Origin of the sequence: Streptomyces sp. NBC_00554 (genome assembly GCF_041431135.1) — a bacterium.
GTDB lineage: Bacteria > Actinomycetota > Actinomycetes > Streptomycetales > Streptomycetaceae > Streptomyces.
This window is the reverse complement of sequence record NZ_CP107799.1, coordinates 381,519-398,803: the sequence shown is the minus strand read 5'-3', so window position 1 is coordinate 398,803 and position 17,285 is coordinate 381,519. Positions and strand designations below refer to the sequence as shown.

Here is a 17,285-nt window from a genome sequence, read left to right as displayed (position 1 = left end):
GAAGAAGCCGAGTTCCATCGGCCGAGTTGGCCTACGAGGAGGACTCGGGACCGTCGGCGCCGAACTGCCAGTGTCGGGTCATCGAGCGGTGAGGACGTGCGCCCACGGCTCATCGATGTCGGCCAGACCTAGCACGGCCACCACGTTGTCGAGCATTCCGGCGCCGAACCAGCGCCGCACGGCCTCGTCGTCGCCCAGCAACTGCCGAACGGTGTCAACCTGCTTGGCGTAGCACCGGCGCACGGCCTGCTCCACCATCGGCTCACCGACGGCACAGTTCGCGTGCATGAGGAAACGCAGGATGTTCCGGTCCGCGACGAGCGCGGCGTAGGCGCCGCGCGCCGCGTCCAACGCCGCCTCGGGCGCCGGCCCGGCCCCACCCGACGCCGGCGAGTGAGCGACCAGCGTGTCGGTCATGACGACAGACACGTGGTCGACCACCGCCGCGAACAGTGCTTCCTTGTTCGGGTACAGGCGATAGAGATACGGCTGAGAGACGCCGACCCAGTCTGCGATCTCGTGCGTCGTCGTACCGTAGAAACCCTTTTGCGCGAAGCAGTCGACCGCGGCGGCCACGATGGCCCGACGTCGTTCGTCACTCTTCGTGCTGGTACCGGCGGCAGGCATGGGCGTCAGTCAAACACGGCTCCCCTCAGCCTCCAAAAGCCACGCTGCGGTCGGAGCCGGACGGCACGTCGTGGGGCGTGAGCGCCTCGATCGCCACCAGCGGGTTCCAGTAGTCCAGGTAGTGGGTGATGCGCGCGTCGTCATCGGTCCGGACGACGGAGATGCACGTCTGCTCGTACGGCTTGCCGGTCGGCAGCGCCGTGCCCTTCGAGCGGAATTCGGCGATCACCAGACTCGGATCGACCGTCTCGTGGAACACCAGGCCGACGAACTCCACGTCAAAGGTCTCGGGAAAGTTGCTCATGTGCGCGCGCAGTGCGTCTCGCCCCGTTACCCGCTGGGGCACGCCGGTCGGCGCGTACGGGAACTCGAGCACCGCGTCCGGGGCGAACAACTTCACCCACTCCTCGGTGTGTCCGGCAGCGGTGAGGCGCAGGTGCTCGGCCACGGCGTGCTGGGCAGCGGCGCGGCGGGCGGCGTCGTCTTCCGTGACTGTCATTTTCACTCCTACATTAGTGGTCGACCTATAACCTACCATGCCGTGTGCCGTTGTGCGGGTAGTCGAGCAGGAGGCGACGCGAGGGGATCCCGGTCCGGTTCACGCAGAGGATGGCGTTCAGAAAACGCCCCCTCGGCGGCGGGCGGCGACCCGGCACCATCGGCGCCCGTCACGCTTCGGCGAAGATCGTCGGTCACCGGGAGACTTCGCGGTTCGTCAGGACCAGCAGAGCCCTCACCAGGGCGGTCGCCCACTTCGGGTCGGTGCGTAGCTTGCCGAGTACGCGCCAGTTCTTCAGGCGGGCGAAGCCGTGCTCGACCGGCGCCCGTACTGCGGCAAGGCTCCGGCCGCGTACCGGTGAGCGCGCACGACCGTGGAGGCCACCGAGACGGCCCAGTTCACGCGCCTACGAGTGCGGGTGCGAGCTCGCGCCACGCTTCGGTCGGTACGTCGAGGGGCGATTCCATCAGGGCCTGGACGCAGACGTGGTCGGCTCCGGCGGCAAGATGCTCGCGTACGCGGCTGAGGATCGCCGCTTCGTCGCCCCATGCGATGAGTGCTTCGGCCAGCCTGTCGGAGCCGCCGCGGACGAGGTCCGTTTCGTCGAAGCCGCCCCGCAGCCAGTTGTTGCGGTAGTTCGGCAGACCGGTGTAGATGTCCAGGTGGGCGTGCGCCCGACGCATCGCGGTCTCGCGGTCCGAGGTGAGCACGGCGCCCGTCTCGACGGCCACGAGCTTGTCCGGCCCAAGAGCCGCCCGTACCTCGGCGGTCTGGGCCGGTGTCACCAGATACGGGTGGCTGCCGTCCGCGAGTTCGCGGGTCACCTCCAGCATCCGGGGACCGAGGGCGGCGACCAAGACGGGCGGGCGTGGTTGTTCGGCCTCGGCGGCGTAGAAGGTCGCTTCCGCCATCGCCGTGAGGTACTCGCGCATGGCGGCGACCGGTTTGCCGTAACTGCCCCCGCGCACCCGCTCGACCAGTGGCCGGTGGCTGACTCCGAGCCCGAGCACGAACCGCCCGCCGTGGGCCGCGGCCAACGTGCGGGACGCCGCGTTGGCCGCGACCGCGTCGCGGGCCCAGATGTTGGCGATGCCGGTCGCCACGCGCATGCGCTCGGTGGCGGCGAGCAGCAGCCCTGCCTGGGTGAAGGCCTCCCGGCCGTAGGCTTCGCCGAACCACAGGGTGCCCCAGCCCTGGGCTTCGAGCTCGGCCGCGATCTGCCCTGCTGCCGCCGGAGGTACCGCGTCCAGGCTCGCAGTCCAGATCCCCACGCGCCCGAGCCCTGCTTCTTCAACCACCGTCATGCCGTAGCTCTCTCCAGACTCGATACGTGGCGGGTCGCCCGGTCGGCAACCCTCGCCGCGGTCGGCTTTCCGCGCGGGGTGGAAGCATTCGCCGTTGGCGTCGCCGACTGAGGTGAGGACGTCCTGGTCGAGGCTACGTACGGTCTCCATCGCCTCGATGAACAGCAGCCTGTCGTGGATGTCCTGCATGACAGACGGTACGAGCCCGGCCGGGCCGGTGCCGTGACCGTGCCGCTCAAGGTCATTGACCTGGGCGTACGCCAACGGCGAGTGGCTCAGCCGCCCGGCTGGTAGGAGCGGGGGGCAGAGCCGGTCCAGCGTTTGAAGGCGCGGTGGAAGGCGCTGGGTTCGGAGAACCCCAACTGCTGCGAGATGTCTTCGATGGAGACGGAGCCCGCGGCCAGCGCCGCGATAGCCACATCACGCCGCAGTTGGTCACGGATCCGCTGGAAGGAGGTGCCCTCCGCCGCGAGCCGACGGCGCAGGGTCTGCGCGCTCACCGCCAGCCGTGCCGCGACCTCCTGCGGATCGGGCATCCGGTCCGGCAGCGACTGCCCGAGCAGCCGGCGCACCTGAGCGGCGGCGGTGCTGCCGTAGTCCAGGCGGGCGAGAACATCGCCGGGAGCACGGCGCAGGAAGGCAAGCAGCGCTGCCTCGTCCTGGAGCACCGGTCGATCGAGGACCGCGCGGTCGAAGACGAGGGCGGTGCGGGGAGCTCGGAAAGAGCATGGGGCGCCGTACAGAAGGTCGTACTCCAGAGCGTGCTCCGGCGCCGGGTGGCTGAACTCCACCCGGGTGAGGTTGATCCTTTGGCGGATCAGCCAGCCGGCGAAGCGGTGCGCGACGACGGTGGCGGATTCGGCGAGGTAGTGATCGGGGTCGTCGAAGGCGCTCAGGTCGAAGACAACCCGCGCCTCGTCGTGCGCGTCGGTCTCTACCGCCGGCTTCTCCTCCAGATGGAACCGGGGTCCGCCGGGGAACAGCCGGTAGAAGGCGCCGCCACGGTCCAGCGCGGTGCGCAGATCGGGGCTGCAGTGCACCACGGCATGGCACATCATCGCGAAGGTGCCCACCTTCAGGGGTTGTGGCCCGAGGCCCTGCAACTCGTCGTCGAGTGCCTGCCACACCGCCTTGGTGAGCCGGGCGAACTGCTGGGGCGACACCCGGGCGAGCGGCACTTCAAGCAGACTCGGGGGGATGGCCGCCCGTTCGAGGAGCGCGGTGATGTCCGCGCCGTGCCGCTCGGCTCCGCGCAGCGAGGCCCGCACATGGTGGATGGCGACCGAGCGGGCCGGCGCGCCGTACGCGGGAGGCGCGTTGTCCTCGGGAGGTGCGGGCATGACCGCCGATCGTACGGGACTCAGCCGGACACGCAGGTCAATGACTGCGAGCGCTGCGGTCATGACGGCCCGATGTGCCGCCCGCCTACCGTCGGCCTGTGATCAGAGACGGATATTTCGACGATGCCCACGAGGCGTACCGGACCGCATGGCGTGACTTCGTCGAGCACGAGGTCATGCCGAGGCAAGCCGACTGGGAGCGTGAGGGAATCGTCGGCAAGGACATCTGGCGGCTCGCGGGGAAACAGAACCTGTTGTGTCCATGGGCCGAACCCGCGTACGGCGGCCTGGGCCTGGCCGACCTGCGGTACGAACAAATCATGATCGAGGAACTGGCGAACGCCGGCGAGTCCGGCTTCGCGGTCCCGCTGCACTCCGGCGTCGTCGCCCCGTACCTCGCCGAATTCGGTACCGAGGACCAGAAGACCCGGCACCTCACCCGCGCGGTCTCCGGCGAGACGCTGGTCGCCATCGCGATCACCGAGCCCGGTACCGGCTCGGACGTGGCCGCCATCCGCACTCACGCGGTGCCTGCCCCGCGAGGGGACGGCTGGCTGCTCAACGGGGCCAAGACCTTCATCTCCAGCGGCATCAACGCCGATCTCGTCGTCGTGGCCGCCCGCACCGGCGAGGACCACTCGATCGGCCTGTTCCTCGTGGCCGCCGACACCCCCGGCTTCACCCGGGGCCGCAAGCTCGACAAGCTCGGCCTGCGGACCTGGGACACCGCCGAGCTGTTCTTCGACGACGTCCACGTCCCGGCCGCCGACGTGCTCGGCGAGCCGGATCAGGGATTCGCCCTGCTGATGCGGCAGTTCGCCCTGGAGCGGCTGGTCCTCGCCATGGGTGCGGTGGCCGACGCCGGGGCGGCGCTGCGGGAGACGGTCGCCTACACCAAGCAGCGCTCCGCCTTCGGGCGTCCGCTGGCGAAGTTCCAGGACACCCGCTTCCGGCTGGCCGCGATGCGGGCACGGATCACCTCCGTGCAGGCCTTCGTCGACGCCTGCGTCCTCGCGCACAACCAGGGCACACTCACCGCGGACGAGGCCGCCGAGGCGAAACTCGTCACCACCGAACTACAAGGCCAGGTCGTCGACGACTGCCTGCAGATGTTCGGTGGATACGGCTACATGTGGGAGTCCCCGATCTGCCGCCGATACGCCGACGCCCGCGTCCAGCGGATCTACGGCGGCACCTCCGAAATCATGAAGGAGATCATCAGCCGCTCCATGGATTTGTAACCCCCGACCGGACTGCCCACGCAGCGGCTCCGGCAAATTGGCCGGCGGAGCGTGGCGCACCACCCGCTCCGCGTAGCGGATGGCGGTCGGCGGCAAAAACTGAAGGTCCCTCAGCCTGAACCCGCGGGTCCACCGGCCTGCTTCAGGTCGGTAGACCCGTGGGTTCGGTTGGAACACGAGGAGCTGTGCAAACCCGAAGAGCTTCGGCCGTGACATCGGCGTCGACCTGTTCCGGTGTTCTGTCGCCGTATTCGAGGACGTCGTAGTCGTCGTCCAGGTTGGCGAATTGTTCGGCCAGAGGCAGCTCGTGCCCGAAGCGCTGATGAATCCGGAAGGCCAGCTCGCGTGGCGTCAGCTCGCCGGCCAGCATCCGGGCGGCAAGTGCTCGTACGGCGGCTTCCTGCCCGGCAACGCTTCCCGCTGAGTGGAAGGTGAGGCCCAGTTCGTCGAGTGCCGGGGGAAGGAGGTCGGGGACGTCGTAATCCGCCTCCGCGCGCGTGCACGCGGCCAAGATCCGCAAGGCGGGACTGTCGAGGCCGGCAACGAGTGCATCACAGGCAGCAGTGACGACGTCGGTTGCGCGGATCTCGCCCATGGTCCAGAGAACGGCACGATCCTGAAGCCGGCGGGCTGCTGGTTCGGTCGGTGGCATCTGTTCATGATCTCGTCAGTGGGTTGAGCGGGTCGAGTGGGTCGGCGCCGTGGGTGAGCGACTCATGCGGATCCTGCGTGAGCACGACGAACAGACCACTGCGGCTTTGGCGTCACACGGTCATGTCGCACCATCGATCGCGCGTTGTCGGAACCGAGGACAGGACGGCCTCCGGCAGGAATGGCAGCGACCGACACCCGTACGACCTACGTACAAGTAATGGAATAGTGGTGCCTCGGTGCCTAGCGTCCCGGCACGCGGCCATGCGTGTGCGGATCGAAATCCGGGCGATCTGAAAGTCGCGACCGGAAGTCCCGTACCCCCGCGGCTCGTTGGGCGCGCGATCGGAGAGCGACGAATGCCGAGAGGACTCATCGCGCTGGCACTCGGCGGGTTCGGTATCGGTCTGACCGAGTTCCTGATCGCCGGGCTGCTGCCGCAGGTGGCGTCGAGTTTCGCGGTGTCCGAGGCGGCCGCAGGCCGGCTGATCTCCGGGTACGCATTGAGTGTCGCGATCGGGGCGATCGCGCTGACCGCGGCAACGGCACGGCTGCCCCGCAAGGGGATCCTGGTCGGCCTGGTGGCGTTGTTCGTCATCGGCAACCTGCTGTCCGCTCTCGCACAGAGCTATCCGGTGATGATGCTCGGGCGGATCGTCGCGGCGTTGTGCCACGGTTCGTTCTTCGGTATCGGCTCGCTGGTCGCTCGCAGTCTGGTCGTGCCGGAGAAGAAGTCCCGCGCGGTGGCCGTCATGTTCGCCGGGCTGACGCTTGCGAACGTCCTGGGCGTGCCGTTCGGTGCGCTGGTCGGCGAGCGCTGGGGCTGGCGAGCCGCCTTCTGGGCGGTCACCGCGATCGGTGTGCTCGCGCTGGCGGGAATCATCGCCCTCGTCCCCAATGGCGCCGGAGAGACGCGGCCGCCGACCGTGACGGGCCGCGCGGACCCGATGCCGCCCGACGGCTTGCGGGCCCAGTTCCGCGCTTTCCGGTCCTGGCAGGTCTGGCTGACCTTGACGGCCACCGCGCTCAGCTATGGCGGGATGTTCGGTGCGTTCAGCTACATCGCCTACACGTTCACCGAGGTCGGTGGCTTCTCCCCGGCGGATGTCGCCTGGTTGCTGATGGTGTACGGCGTCGGCCTGGTCGTCGGGAACCTGGTCGGCGGACGAGCGGCCGACCGCGACCGTGACCGCGCGCTGCTCCTCGCCCTCCTCGGACTCACCATCACCCTGGCCGTGTTCGGCCTGCTGGCCGACAGTGCCACCGCCTCGGTGATACTGGTGTTTCTGATGGGGGTGTTCGGGTTCGCCAGTGTGCCCGGCATGATCACTCGCGTCACCGACTACGCCCACGGGGCGGCACTGGCCGCCAGCGCCAATGTGTCCGCGTCCAACATCGGGAACGCGCTTGGCGCCTGGCTCGGGGGCGTGGCCATCACTGCGGGCTTTGGCTACACCTCACCGCTCTATGTCGGCGCCGGAATCGTCCTGCTCTCCGTCATCGTCATGGCAGTTGCCGCACGCCAAGCCAAGTCACCCGCGTTCACAGTGCAGCCGAACGCCCCGACGTCACTTGATCAAGGTCGGTAGCGGGCAACGCGGGCATGGGCGTGCCGCCCGGAGCAATGTTCTGGGCGGTACATCTTGGATCCGGCTGCGCGAGTTCACGGCCACAGTCCAGCTGTGCAGTCATGCAAAGCAGCAAACCTCGCAGCGGTCGAGCGCCTGCCCGACTGCCCCTTCCGTTTGTCATCGACGGAGCATCGCTTTCCTGGGCGGGGACGGATGGAGGACGTGACTGCCCGCTCCTACGCGGCAGTGTCCGAGCCTGAGTTGCCCAAGGCGGCGAACGCCAGCCCTGCGGCAGCCGGGGCGTTGAGGGGCGACAGTCAACGATTGCCTCAGTGATGCTGCCGGCTGGGCAAATTTCCATCCGTTCCACTCTCTTGACACCGGTTGCATGGCTGCCTTTACTTACCAATCACCAAACGACCAATCGTTCGGTCGGGAGACCGGGGCGACGATCGACCACCGCCCCGGAAGTCTCCGCCGACACGATGAAAGGCCTAGTCCACTCAGCTGCAGAGTCTCTGTCTCCGGCTGGCGGGAGCGGCCCGGGCGCCACCATGCCTCGGTCTTCCGCCGCCTGCTGCCGACGCTGTTGGTATCACTCACCCAGTGATTCCCGCGGAAGCCGGCTGTGCAGTGTTCCGCTCGAGTCGACCAGCTCAGTCCAACTGCGCGAGCCAGCCAGAAAGCTGGGCTCAGTGCACTAGCTGGCAGGGCACATCCAGCCGTAATCGAGGCAGTGACGGACCGCCTCGATTGGCCTGGCGACTGGGCGAGTTCATCCCTGACTTCGCCCTGGTATCTCCCTCTTAAGCCCCGATGAACAGCTGCGGCGGCACCATTCACCCTGTCAGGAGACAGCAGTGACCATCGACAGAAACCTCCCCGAGACAGTCGCGCCAAATAGGGTCCGCCCGCTGCGGGTGGCCACAGCGAGCTTCGTCGGAACCGCCATCGAGTGGTACGACTACTTCATCTACGGCATGGCTGCGGCAATTGCATTCGGTCCGCTGTTCTTCCCCGCCGTCTCCTCCGCAGCGGGAACCCTGGCTGCCTTCGCCACGTACTCGGTCGGATTCCTGGCCCGTCCGGTGGGCGGCATCATCATGGGCCACTTCGGCGACCGGGTCGGCCGGAAGTCCATGCTGGTGATCTCCCTCCTCACCATGGGAATTGCCACGGTGGGAATAGGACTGCTCCCCACCTACGCCACCGTCGGCGTCTGGGCCCCGATCCTGCTGGTAACCCTGCGCTTCATCCAGGGGATAGGGGTCGGTGGCGAGTGGGGCGGAGCAGTCCTCATGGCTGTCGAGCATGCCCCGGATCGCAAGAAGTCCTTCTACGGCAGCTTCCCGCAGATGGGCGTGCCAGGAGGGCTCATTATTGCCAACCTGGTGTTCCTCGGCCTCACGACCAATCTCAGCTCCGAAGCTTTCCTGGCTTGGGGATGGCGAGTCCCCTTCCTGGCGAGCGCCGTCATGGTCATTGCCGGTCTGGTGATTCGGCTCACCATCTCTGAAAGCCCGGACTTTGAGGCAGTCAAGCAGTCGAAGTCGGAGCAGCGCATGCCCATCGTGACGGTGCTGAGGGAGAACTGGCAGGAAGTGGCTCTGTCCGCCGGGGCCTTCATCGGAATCAATGCGGTCGGCTATATCTTCATGGCCTACCTGCTGTCCTATACGACCGCCGTGCTGGAGTTGAGCAGGAATCGCATCCTGGTCTTCACACTCATCGCATCCATGGTCTGGCTCGCGGTCATACCCTGGGCATCCGCTCTCTCGGACCGACATGGCCGGCGGAGGGTGCTCAGGGTCGGCTCCATAGGCCTTGTCGGGTGCGCACTCCTCCTGTTCCCGATGATCAACACCGCGAACTCCGCCCTGATTCTGTTGGCACTCCTGGTGACGGCGGTATTCATGGGCGTCGTTTATGGGCCCATTGCGGCACTGTTCTCGGAACTCTTCAAGGCCGAGATCCGCTACAGCGGGGCCTCTCTCGGCTACCAACTGGGATCGATACTGGGTGGCGGCCTTGCGCCGACCGTTGCCACGGCGCTCTATACGAGCTGGGCATCCACCACGCCGATCGCCCTCTACCTCACGGCGCTGACTCTGATCAGCCTGGGCTGTGTGTGGCTGGTTACCCGCAGAGCGGATTGAAGCTCGAGCCATCCGGAGACGGCCAGGCTGAAGCGCTTCAGAGGCAGGGCCGTCCCCGATCTCAAGGGCGAGAAGGAGGCGACGCGAGCGGCGGTCCGCGAGTTCCTCTACTGGGTGAGGAACTTTGGAGGGCGATCAGCAAGTTCGAGTGCGCGCTATACGACCCTGGGCTTTTCGAGCATGGAGCCGACGTTGTGGTAGAACACCCGATTCTCGACGATCTTGCCGTCCTTGAGGGTGAACTGCTCGATGAAGTGGGTCAGTTCTCCGGTCGTGACGTCCTTGATACCGACGCACGCCGCGACCCGGTCGCCGTCGGCGATGGTGTAGTACACCGTGATCGAGGAGACCTCGATGTAGTTCGGCAAGACCTGGGCGAGGCCGAGGAATTCGTCCTTGCCGTGGTAGGTCTTCCCGAAGGGCAGGAACACCGGCTCGATGACCGCGACGTCCTCGGACAGAAAGGAAAAGACTCCCTCGACGTCGCCGCGGTTCGCCGCCGCGAACATGCCTTCGACGATCGCGCGGTTCTGCTCGGTCAGTGATGTGGCTGCGGACATGGCGTTTCTCCTTTGAGGCGAAGACTCTCGTGCGTCGAGAACCCCGTTGGGGTCCGGTGTTCGGGCTGGTTGAGGCACACGCGCTGACGCTGGTTCAGCGGTCGATCGTGGACTCGTTGAAGTCGTCGTGTCGGGCGCCGGTGGCCGGCGTGAGGGTGTCGAGCCGCTGCAATTGGTCGGCGGTCAGGACGATGCCGTCGGAGGCGGTGTTCTCCTCGACGCGAGCGACGCGCCGGCTGCCGGGGATCGGGGCGATGTCCCCGCCCTGGGCCACCAGCCAGGCCAGCGCGATCTGGGCCGGGGTGCCACTGACCTCGGCCGCGATGTTCCGTACCTCCTCGACGAGCTGCAGGTTCTGGTAGAAGGCCTCGCCGATGAAGCGCGGATTGGTCTTGCGCCAGTCGCCGTCGGGGATCTCCTCCGGCGTACGGATCTGGCCGGTCAGGAACCCGTGCCCGAGTGGCGCGTAGGGAACGAGGCCGATGCCCAACTCGCGGAGCAGGGGCAGCAGTTCGGTCTCGACGTCGCGGGTCCACAGGGAGTATTCGGTCTGCAACGCGGAGATCGGGTGCACGGCGTGCGCGCGACGAATCGTGTCCGGAGAGGCCTCGGACAGGCCGATACTCAGAACCTTGCCTTCGGTGACCAGCTCGGCCACGGTGCCGATGGTCTCCTCGATGGGGGTGTTCTGGTCGACCCGGTGCTGGTAGTAGAGGTCGATCCGGTCGGTGCGCAGGCGCTTCAGGGAGCCTTCGACGGCGGTGCGGATGTTGGCCGGACTGCTGTCGAACAGGCCGGTTCCGTCCCCGGAATGGGACAGGATGCCGAACTTCGTGGCGAGGACGACCTGGTCGCGCCGACCCTCCAGCGCCTGACCGACGACCTCCTCGCTGTGGTACGGGCCGTAACTTTCAGCGGTGTCGATGTGGGTGACGCCGAGGTCGAGCGCGCGATGGACGGCGCGGATGGATTCGGCGTCGTCCAGGCCGCCCCCGGAGAGGAGGGTGCCGGCCATGGACATGGCACCCAGGCCGATCCGGGAAACCCGCAGGCTCCCCAGCATGGCGTGCTGCATCAGAGAACTCGTTTCTCGTCGAGAGTGTCGAAGGACGGTGCATCAGAGGGAAGCGGCGAGGGCTGACGTCCGAGGCATCCGGGCGTCGATCTCGATCTCGCCGACATCCAGCCAACATCGGTTCACCACATCCCGACAGGCACTGCGAAAAGGGGTACTCACAGGGACCCCTTCCGGGACGTGGGCCGGGCCTATCCTTGATCCCATGGACGAGAAGGAGGCCGCGCGGGCGGCGGTCCGCGAGTTCCTCACCACCCGCCGCGCCCGGGTCACCCCAACCGACGCCGGCCTTCCCCCGCAGGGCACCCGCCGTCGGGTGAAAGGCCTGCGCAGGGAGGAGGTCGCGTTGCTCGCCGGGGTCAGCCCGGAGTACTACGTGCGGCTCGAACGCGGCCAGGCGACCGGGCCCTCCGCCGGAGTCGTCGACGCCGTCGCCGGCGTCCTGCGTCTGGACGATGACGAGCGCGCTCACCTCGACCGGCTGCTCGCCGCTCTGACCCCCGCGGCCCGCAAGCGAAGCCGTGGCGCAGCGAAAGACCTGGTCACCCCCGGAATCCGGGTGCTGCTGGACTCTATGGACCACCTACCCGCAGTGGTCTTCAACGGCCGGTTCGACATCCTCGCGGTCAACACACTGGGGCGGGCACTCCTGGCGCCCATGTTCGACCTGCCGGGACGGACGAACAGCGCCCGTTTCCTGTTCCTCGACGAGCCCAGGGCCCGGGACTTGTTCCCCGAGTGGGACGGGATCGCAGCCGACACCGTGGCGATGCTGCGCATCGAGGCCGGCCGCCACCCAGACGACCCGGACCTGACCGGACTGATCGGAGAGCTCGCGACCCGCAGCACAGCATTCCGGACGCGCTGGGCGACCAACGACGTACGAACCGCCCGAGCCGGCGCGAAGACCGTCCGGCACCCGCTCATCGGCGAGGTCACACTGCCCTACGAGACCCTCCGTATAGACGCCGTCTCCAGCCAGATCCTCAGTGTCTACACCCCTCAACCCGGTACCCCCGAAGCCGATGCGATCCGCCTCCTGGCCAGCTGGAACGCCGACGACCAACGGAACAACAACCCGACGGCAGGAACACGCGGCCGGAACCCTGAGGACTGACTTGATCTTCAATTGCATTTCGCGCCGGGCCGCCGGGGGCTATTGTCCGGGCAGCGAGTGACCAACGAGGAGACAAGACATGCCCGGTCGTCAGAGCGCGCGTTGACGTTGTAGGCCTGATCGGCCCGTCATCGCGTGCTGCCCTTGATACGCGGCACAGCGAGCCTTCCCCGCCTGAACCGTAAGTGCGCCTTTCGTGCGCCAGGTGGCGGGCCTTGCCCTCGGCAACCCAAGGGATCCTCGTGTCGTCCGCTTCCTCTGCTTCCTCCGCTGTTTCCGATTCCGGCCGGCCTGCGTCGTCGAGCCTGTGGCGGGACGGAGACTTCCGCAAACTCTGGCTGGGGCAGACGGCCTCCCAACTCGGCGAACACGCAAGTCTGGTGGTTCTGCCGCTCTTCGCCGTCCTGACGCTCAACGCCGGTGCCGGCCAGGTGGGCGTTCTCCGCGCGGTGGGGCAGGCGCCGATCCTGTTGCTCTCGCTCTTCGTCGGCGCGTGGGTGGACAGGTGGCGGACCCGCACGGTGATGGTACTGACGGACATCGGCCGGACCCTGGCACTGGGCGCCGCCGCCGCGGCCGGCCTCTTCGGTTGGCTCGGCCTTCCCGCGCTGCTCGTGGTCGCCATCGCGGTCGGGACCCTGTCCGTGTTCTTCGACGTGGCCTACCAGGCGTCCCTCGTAAGGCTGGTGAAACGCGATCAGCTGGTGCGGGGCAACAGCGCGCTCGAGGGCAGCCGGTCCGTCGCGCAGATCGGCGGTCCCGCCCTCGGCGGTACGTTGGTGACGCTGCTGTCGGCGCCGATCGCGGCCGCTTCCAGTGCGCTGTTCTTCGCGCTGTCGTTCCTGTCGATCCGACGGATCCGCCGGACCGAATCGATTCCGGAGCGTTCGGAGCGTCCCCCTCGGGTGTGGCAGCGGATCCATGAAGGCCTGCGCTTCGTCGTCAGCGACACCTCGCTGCGGGCCGTGTGCCTGGCCTCGGCCGCCTTCCAGTTCTCCTTCGCGGCCATGATGACCGTCTATCTGCTCTTCCTGCCGCGGGAACTGCACCTGTCGGGTACCGCCGTCGGGCTGGCCCTTGCGGCGACGGGGCCGGGCGCGCTCGTGGGCTCGATGCTCGCCGCCCGCCTGCCGGGCCGGTTCGGTCATGGCGTGGTGCTCGTGTCCGCGGCGGCACTCGGCGACGGCGTGTTGCTGTGCGTCCCCGCTCTGCACGGCCCCTCCGCGGCGACAGTTGCCGCGCTCCTTGCGGTCAACTTCGTGTTCGGGACAGGCAGCCAGTTGGTGAATGTGACGGTCATGGCCGTCCGGCAGGCGGTCACTCCGGACGGGATGCAAGGCCGTACGGCCGCGACGATCACGTTTGTCGGCATGGGGCTGACTCCGCTCGGCTCGCTGCTCGGCGGATTTCTCGCGGGGGAGTGGGGGTTGCGTACCAGTCTCGTGGTGACGGCCACAGGCATGATGCTGTCCCCGGTGCTGATGGCTCTGTCCCCGCTCGCATGCCTGGGACGGGCGCTTCCGGCCTCGCAGGACGCGCCGACGACGGCCGCCCGGCTTCAAGTCCCCGAGAGGTCCCTCCGCGAGACCGGCGGCAGCTCACCAGGTGACGTCGGGTGACATCAAAACCCGGCTCTGGCACAGCTGTTGGGGGAGCGGCAGCGGATCGCCCCCCCGATGTTCGTGCCGGCCTACAGGCTCGCGAGTTTCCGCAGCGCCTGCTCGGATGCCGAGCCCGGTTCTGCGGCGAACAGGTCAAGGCCCCAGCACGCCGGATCGTCGGGCAGCGCGATGAGCTCGCCGTGCAGGGTCAGTTCGCCCACGACCGGATGGTGCAGAACGTAGGCCCGGTCCCGGACCTGCGCGACCGGGTGCTCCGCCCACATCCGAGCGAAGTCCGCGCTCAGATCCCGCATGTGGTCGATGTGCGCCGCGAGCTCGGCGTCCCCGCGATACCGCCCGAGCAGAACGCGCAGATGTGCCACGTGCTCGCGTGCCGCCCGTTCCCAACCGGTGCCGTGCAGTTGCAGGTAGGAGTCGGTGAACCACAGGTGTGAGATCGTGCGGCGGCTCTCCGGCAGTGCGGGAAAGTCGCCGAACACCGCTACCGCGAGCCCGTTCCAGCCGAGGATCTGGGTGTGCCGCCCGACCAGCAGCGCCGGCGTCATCACGAACGACTCCAGCAGGTAGCGCAGGCCCGGACGCACATCGTACGAGGCCACGCCCCCGACGCAGGGCCGGGGGCGCCGTGCGATCCGGTGCAGGTACGCCGATTCGTCAGCGTTCAGACGCAGCGCCGCGCCGACGGCGTCCAGAACCTCGTCCGAGACGGCCTCGCCCTTGCCCTGTTCCAGACGCGTGTAGTGGGCGATGCTCACGCCCGCCAGCCGGGCCAACTCCTCACGCCGCAGGCCCGCGACCCGGCGTACTCCGCCGTAGTCGCGCAACCCGACGTCCTCCGGGCGCAGGCGGGCACGGCGTGATTTGAGGAAGTCGCTCAGCTCGGTCCGATCGTCCACATGACGACTTTACGCCGGGACGTGCCGCGGGTGATCACGCCGTGAGTACGCAGAACACGAGCCTGGGTGAGCGGTCGCGGCCGTTCCATGCTGTGTGGCGGGCCACCCACGCGCGACCGGCGTGGGCCCTGCCACGCTCGCTCGCCGCCCGCCGGCTCCTGCCGTGGCATCCACACCAACGAACGGAGAGAAGCCATGCCCAAAACGCTCGGACTCATCGGCAGCGGAATGATCGGATCTTCCGTCGCCCGTCTGGCCGTTGCGGCAGGCCTCGAGGTTGTCCTCAGTAATTCGCGAGGCCCTGAGACACTCGCTGACCTTGTCGCCGACCTGGGCGGAAGTGCCCGAGCGGCCACACCGGCAGAAGCAGCACGCGCCGCGGACCTGGTGGTGGCGGCCATCCCACTCAATGCCTACAAAGACCTCCCCGCCGATGCCCTGGCCGGCAAGACGGTGCTGGACACGGCGAACTACTACCCGCAGCGGGACGGCCACCTGGCCGAACTGGACGCGGGTGAACTGACCTCCAGCGCTCTGATCCAGCGCCACCTCGCGGGCTCCCATGTCGTCAAGGCACTGAACAACATCACCCCGCACCAGTTGGTCTCCCTCGCCCGGCCCGCGGGCGCGCCGGACCGCAGTGCCCTGCCCATCGCCGCGGACGACGCGGAGGCCAACACAGAGGCCACCCGGCTGTTGGACATCCTCGGCTACGACACGGTGAACATCGGTGCGCTCGCCACCAGTTGGCGCAGTGAACCGAACACACCGGTGTACGTCCAGCCCTATCTCGGCGAAACACCCCCCATGAACGTCGAGGCCTTCTTCCGCTGGACCCTCCAGACACCCGGCATCGTCGTTCCCGCAGCGCAGGTCGACGAGCTCGTCAGGACCGCGGTACGCCTGCCGGCGGGCGAGACCTTGCTCCCGAGCGACGACTGACTCCGGAACCCGGCCGGGCCACCGACGACGTGTCTCACTCCCCGGGCACCCTGTCGCGCGGATCGGCCGTGCCGTCGGCCGGTGGTGAGGGCGGCCGGCCGGCGAAGGCACGCAGGGCCAGCTCGATCCTGATTTCCTCGCTGTCCAGGACCGACTGCAGCCGACGTAGGACGATGTCGTCGATGACGCGCTGGTCGCGCATGTGGATCAGGGCGCCGCGCTTGACGCCGACCAGCGTGCGGCGCAGTTCGAGCCCGGCCCGCACGCCGGGCCCGGTGTCGGACGGTCCCGCGTCCTCGGCCGCGTACTGGCGCAGTTCGCTCACAATGGCGTCGGTCGTCTTCGGCGGCGTATCGAGGCGGTCGGCGTGGTCGGGAAGGACTTTCAGCGCAGCATTGGCCATCTGGCGACGGGCGCGGCGTTCCTCGGTGGTCACGTCGGGATCGCCGCGAAGTCCGGACCAACGGATCACCGCGGGCATGGTCGTGCCCTGGACGACCAGCGTGACCAGGATGACGGCCACGGCGGTGAACACCAGCAGGCCGTGTCCCTCGATCGGTCGGCCCGCAGCAGTGGTGGTCGGCACTCCGAGGGCGGCCGCCAGCGACACGGCCCCGCGCACCCCGCTCCAGGCGACAGGGAACCGTTCCCGGGCGCCGGAGCGCAGCGTGCGCTGGACCGGGCGGCGGTCGACCACGCGGAGCAGGTAGGGCACCGAGTACAGCCACAGCAGGCGAGTGGCGATCACCACGCCGCCGACCAGCAACGCGGTGACCACGGCGTGTCCCAGAGAGACGGAACCGATCGCGCTCACGATGGCGGGTGTCTGGATGCCCACCAGGACGAACAGGGCACTGTTGAGGATGAAGGTGCTCACCTCCCAGAAGTCGGTGATCTGCACTCTTGCGCCCGCGCTGATCACCTTGGGTCCTGCCTGGCTGAGGATGAGACCGCAGGTGACCACCGCCAGCACGCCGGAGACGTCCAGGAGTTGAGCGGGCAGGTAGGTGGCGAACGGGGTGAGCACGGCCAGGGCGCTCTCCAACACGCGGTCGCGCAACCGCCTGCGCAGTGCCACCACGATGGTGGCGCAGGCGGCGCCGATCGCGACACCGCCCGCGTAGGAGAGCAGGAAGCGTGCGGCGGTGCCCGACCAGGTGACGGCCTGTCCCTGAACGGCGACCCCGACGACCACCGCGTAGAGGGCAAGCGCGGTGCCGTCGTTGATCAGGCTCTCCGCCCGCAGGATGGTCTGGATCCGACGCGGCAGGAGCCGGGCGACCGCCCCCACCGCGATGGCATCGGTGGGGGCGACGACGGCGCCCAGCACGAAGGCGAGCGGCCAGGAGAGGCCCAGCGCGTGCCCCACCCCGGCCACGGCGACAGCGGTGGCCAGCACCAGGCCGGTCGCGAGCAGCACGATGCCGCGCAGGTTCGTCCGGATCTCGCGCAGTGAGGTGGTCAGCGACTCCCAGTGGAGCAAGGGCGGCAGGAAGAGCAGCAGAACGACCGAGGGCGGCAGGACCAGTGTGCGGAACTCGGGGGTGAGACCGATCAGGCAGCCTCCTGCCACCAGCAGGACCGGCTCGTTCCAGCGCAGGCGGCGAGCCAGCCACGTCATGACCAGCACGGCCGCGAGAACGACCACGACGACTTCCAGTCCCCGCATTCGGCACCGCCTTCC

At 68.2% G+C, this 17,285-nt stretch carries 15 protein-coding genes and 1 pseudogene; 6 read left to right on the top strand and 10 right to left on the bottom strand.

Going from position 1 to position 17,285, the window contains the following annotated elements:
- Positions 1–78 precede the first annotated feature (78 nt).
- From OG266_RS01925 to OG266_RS01905, 5 genes and pseudogenes are all read right to left on the bottom strand, one after another.
- Entirely contained in the window at positions 79–627 is a 549-nt protein-coding gene (locus OG266_RS01925) for a TetR/AcrR family transcriptional regulator (protein WP_371541953.1), read from the bottom strand.
- Between the two features lie 25 nt (positions 628–652).
- Entirely contained in the window at positions 653–1,126 is a 474-nt protein-coding gene (locus tag OG266_RS01920) for a nuclear transport factor 2 family protein (RefSeq protein ID WP_371541951.1), read from the bottom strand.
- A 193-nt stretch (positions 1,127–1,319) separates the two neighbouring features.
- A pseudogene (locus tag OG266_RS01915) lies at positions 1,320–1,469 on the bottom strand (IS5/IS1182 family transposase); the annotation flags it as partial.
- A 55-nt stretch (positions 1,470–1,524) separates the two neighbouring features.
- On the bottom strand, positions 1,525–2,694 hold the full coding sequence (locus OG266_RS01910) for a TIGR03620 family F420-dependent LLM class oxidoreductase (protein WP_371541948.1): 1,170 nt from the start codon (positions 2,692–2,694) through the stop codon (positions 1,525–1,527).
- A gap of 11 nt (positions 2,695–2,705) precedes the next feature.
- Positions 2,706–3,770: an AraC family transcriptional regulator gene (locus tag OG266_RS01905; protein WP_371541945.1), complete on the bottom strand. Its 1,065-nt coding sequence runs from the start codon at positions 3,768–3,770 to the stop codon at positions 2,706–2,708.
- 101 nt (positions 3,771–3,871) lie between these two features.
- Here OG266_RS01905 and OG266_RS01900 point away from each other — a divergent pair, with 101 nt between their 5' ends.
- The gene (locus OG266_RS01900) at positions 3,872–5,011 is read left to right on the top strand and encodes an acyl-CoA dehydrogenase family protein (RefSeq protein ID WP_371552612.1); all 1,140 of its coding nucleotides are present in this window, start codon (positions 3,872–3,874) and stop codon (positions 5,009–5,011) included.
- A gap of 142 nt (positions 5,012–5,153) precedes the next feature.
- Here OG266_RS01900 and OG266_RS01895 read toward each other — a convergent pair whose 3' ends face one another.
- Positions 5,154–5,663 carry a hypothetical protein gene (locus OG266_RS01895; protein ID WP_371541942.1) on the bottom strand — a complete coding sequence of 170 codons (510 nt, stop codon included), beginning with the start codon at positions 5,661–5,663 and terminating at the stop codon, positions 5,154–5,156.
- A gap of 358 nt (positions 5,664–6,021) precedes the next feature.
- Here OG266_RS01895 and OG266_RS01890 point away from each other — a divergent pair, with 358 nt between their 5' ends.
- Together OG266_RS01890 and OG266_RS01885 are read left to right on the top strand one after the other, a co-directional pair.
- Entirely contained in the window at positions 6,022–7,251 is a 1,230-nt protein-coding gene (locus OG266_RS01890) for an MFS transporter (protein ID WP_371541939.1), read from the top strand.
- Between the two features lie 842 nt (positions 7,252–8,093).
- Positions 8,094–9,389 carry an MFS transporter gene (locus tag OG266_RS01885; RefSeq protein WP_371541937.1) on the top strand — a complete coding sequence of 432 codons (1,296 nt, stop codon included), beginning with the start codon at positions 8,094–8,096 and terminating at the stop codon, positions 9,387–9,389.
- A gap of 155 nt (positions 9,390–9,544) precedes the next feature.
- On the opposite strand, the gene OG266_RS01880 is transcribed toward OG266_RS01885, so the two are convergent.
- Positions 9,545–9,949, bottom strand: a complete 405-nt coding sequence (locus tag OG266_RS01880; protein ID WP_371541934.1) for a nuclear transport factor 2 family protein — start codon at positions 9,947–9,949, stop codon at positions 9,545–9,547.
- 94 nt (positions 9,950–10,043) lie between these two features.
- Positions 10,044–11,024 carry an aldo/keto reductase gene (locus tag OG266_RS01875; RefSeq protein WP_371541932.1) on the bottom strand — a complete coding sequence of 327 codons (981 nt, stop codon included), beginning with the start codon at positions 11,022–11,024 and terminating at the stop codon, positions 10,044–10,046.
- A gap of 205 nt (positions 11,025–11,229) precedes the next feature.
- Between OG266_RS01875 and OG266_RS01870 the strand changes: the two genes are divergently transcribed.
- Positions 11,230–12,141 carry a helix-turn-helix domain-containing protein gene (locus OG266_RS01870; RefSeq protein ID WP_371541930.1) on the top strand — a complete coding sequence of 304 codons (912 nt, stop codon included), beginning with the start codon at positions 11,230–11,232 and terminating at the stop codon, positions 12,139–12,141.
- Positions 12,142–12,446: 305 nt separating this feature from the next.
- On the top strand, positions 12,447–13,760 hold the full coding sequence (locus OG266_RS01865; RefSeq protein WP_371552610.1) for an MFS transporter: 1,314 nt from the start codon (positions 12,447–12,449) through the stop codon (positions 13,758–13,760).
- Between the two features lie 71 nt (positions 13,761–13,831).
- On the opposite strand, the gene OG266_RS01860 is transcribed toward OG266_RS01865, so the two are convergent.
- Positions 13,832–14,659: a helix-turn-helix domain-containing protein gene (locus OG266_RS01860; protein WP_371541928.1), complete on the bottom strand. Its 828-nt coding sequence runs from the start codon at positions 14,657–14,659 to the stop codon at positions 13,832–13,834.
- A 168-nt stretch (positions 14,660–14,827) separates the two neighbouring features.
- Here OG266_RS01860 and OG266_RS01855 point away from each other — a divergent pair, with 168 nt between their 5' ends.
- On the top strand, positions 14,828–15,601 hold the full coding sequence (locus tag OG266_RS01855) for an NADPH-dependent F420 reductase (protein WP_371552608.1): 774 nt from the start codon (positions 14,828–14,830) through the stop codon (positions 15,599–15,601).
- A 34-nt stretch (positions 15,602–15,635) separates the two neighbouring features.
- On the opposite strand, the gene OG266_RS01850 is transcribed toward OG266_RS01855, so the two are convergent.
- Positions 15,636–17,270, bottom strand: a complete 1,635-nt coding sequence (locus OG266_RS01850) for a Na+/H+ antiporter (RefSeq protein ID WP_371541926.1) — start codon at positions 17,268–17,270, stop codon at positions 15,636–15,638.
- Between the last annotated feature and the right edge of the window lie 15 nt (positions 17,271–17,285).

Coding starts and splice junctions, on each gene's coding strand:
- OG266_RS01925 (WP_371541953.1), bottom strand. CDS start 627: ATGCCTGCCGCCGGTACCAGCACGAAGAGTGACGAACGACGTCGGGCC.
- OG266_RS01920 (WP_371541951.1), bottom strand. CDS start 1,126: ATGACAGTCACGGAAGACGACGCCGCCCGCCGCGCCGCTGCCCAGCAC.
- OG266_RS01905 (WP_371541945.1), bottom strand. CDS start 3,770: ATGCCCGCACCTCCCGAGGACAACGCGCCTCCCGCGTACGGCGCGCCG.
- OG266_RS01895 (WP_371541942.1), bottom strand. CDS start 5,663: ATGCCACCGACCGAACCAGCAGCCCGCCGGCTTCAGGATCGTGCCGTT.
- OG266_RS01890 (WP_371541939.1), top strand. CDS start 6,022: ATGCCGAGAGGACTCATCGCGCTGGCACTCGGCGGGTTCGGTATCGGT.
- OG266_RS01880 (WP_371541934.1), bottom strand. CDS start 9,949: ATGTCCGCAGCCACATCACTGACCGAGCAGAACCGCGCGATCGTCGAA.
- OG266_RS01875 (WP_371541932.1), bottom strand. CDS start 11,024: ATGCAGCACGCCATGCTGGGGAGCCTGCGGGTTTCCCGGATCGGCCTG.
- OG266_RS01870 (WP_371541930.1), top strand. CDS start 11,230: ATGGACGAGAAGGAGGCCGCGCGGGCGGCGGTCCGCGAGTTCCTCACC.
- OG266_RS01850 (WP_371541926.1), bottom strand. CDS start 17,270: ATGCGGGGACTGGAAGTCGTCGTGGTCGTTCTCGCGGCCGTGCTGGTC.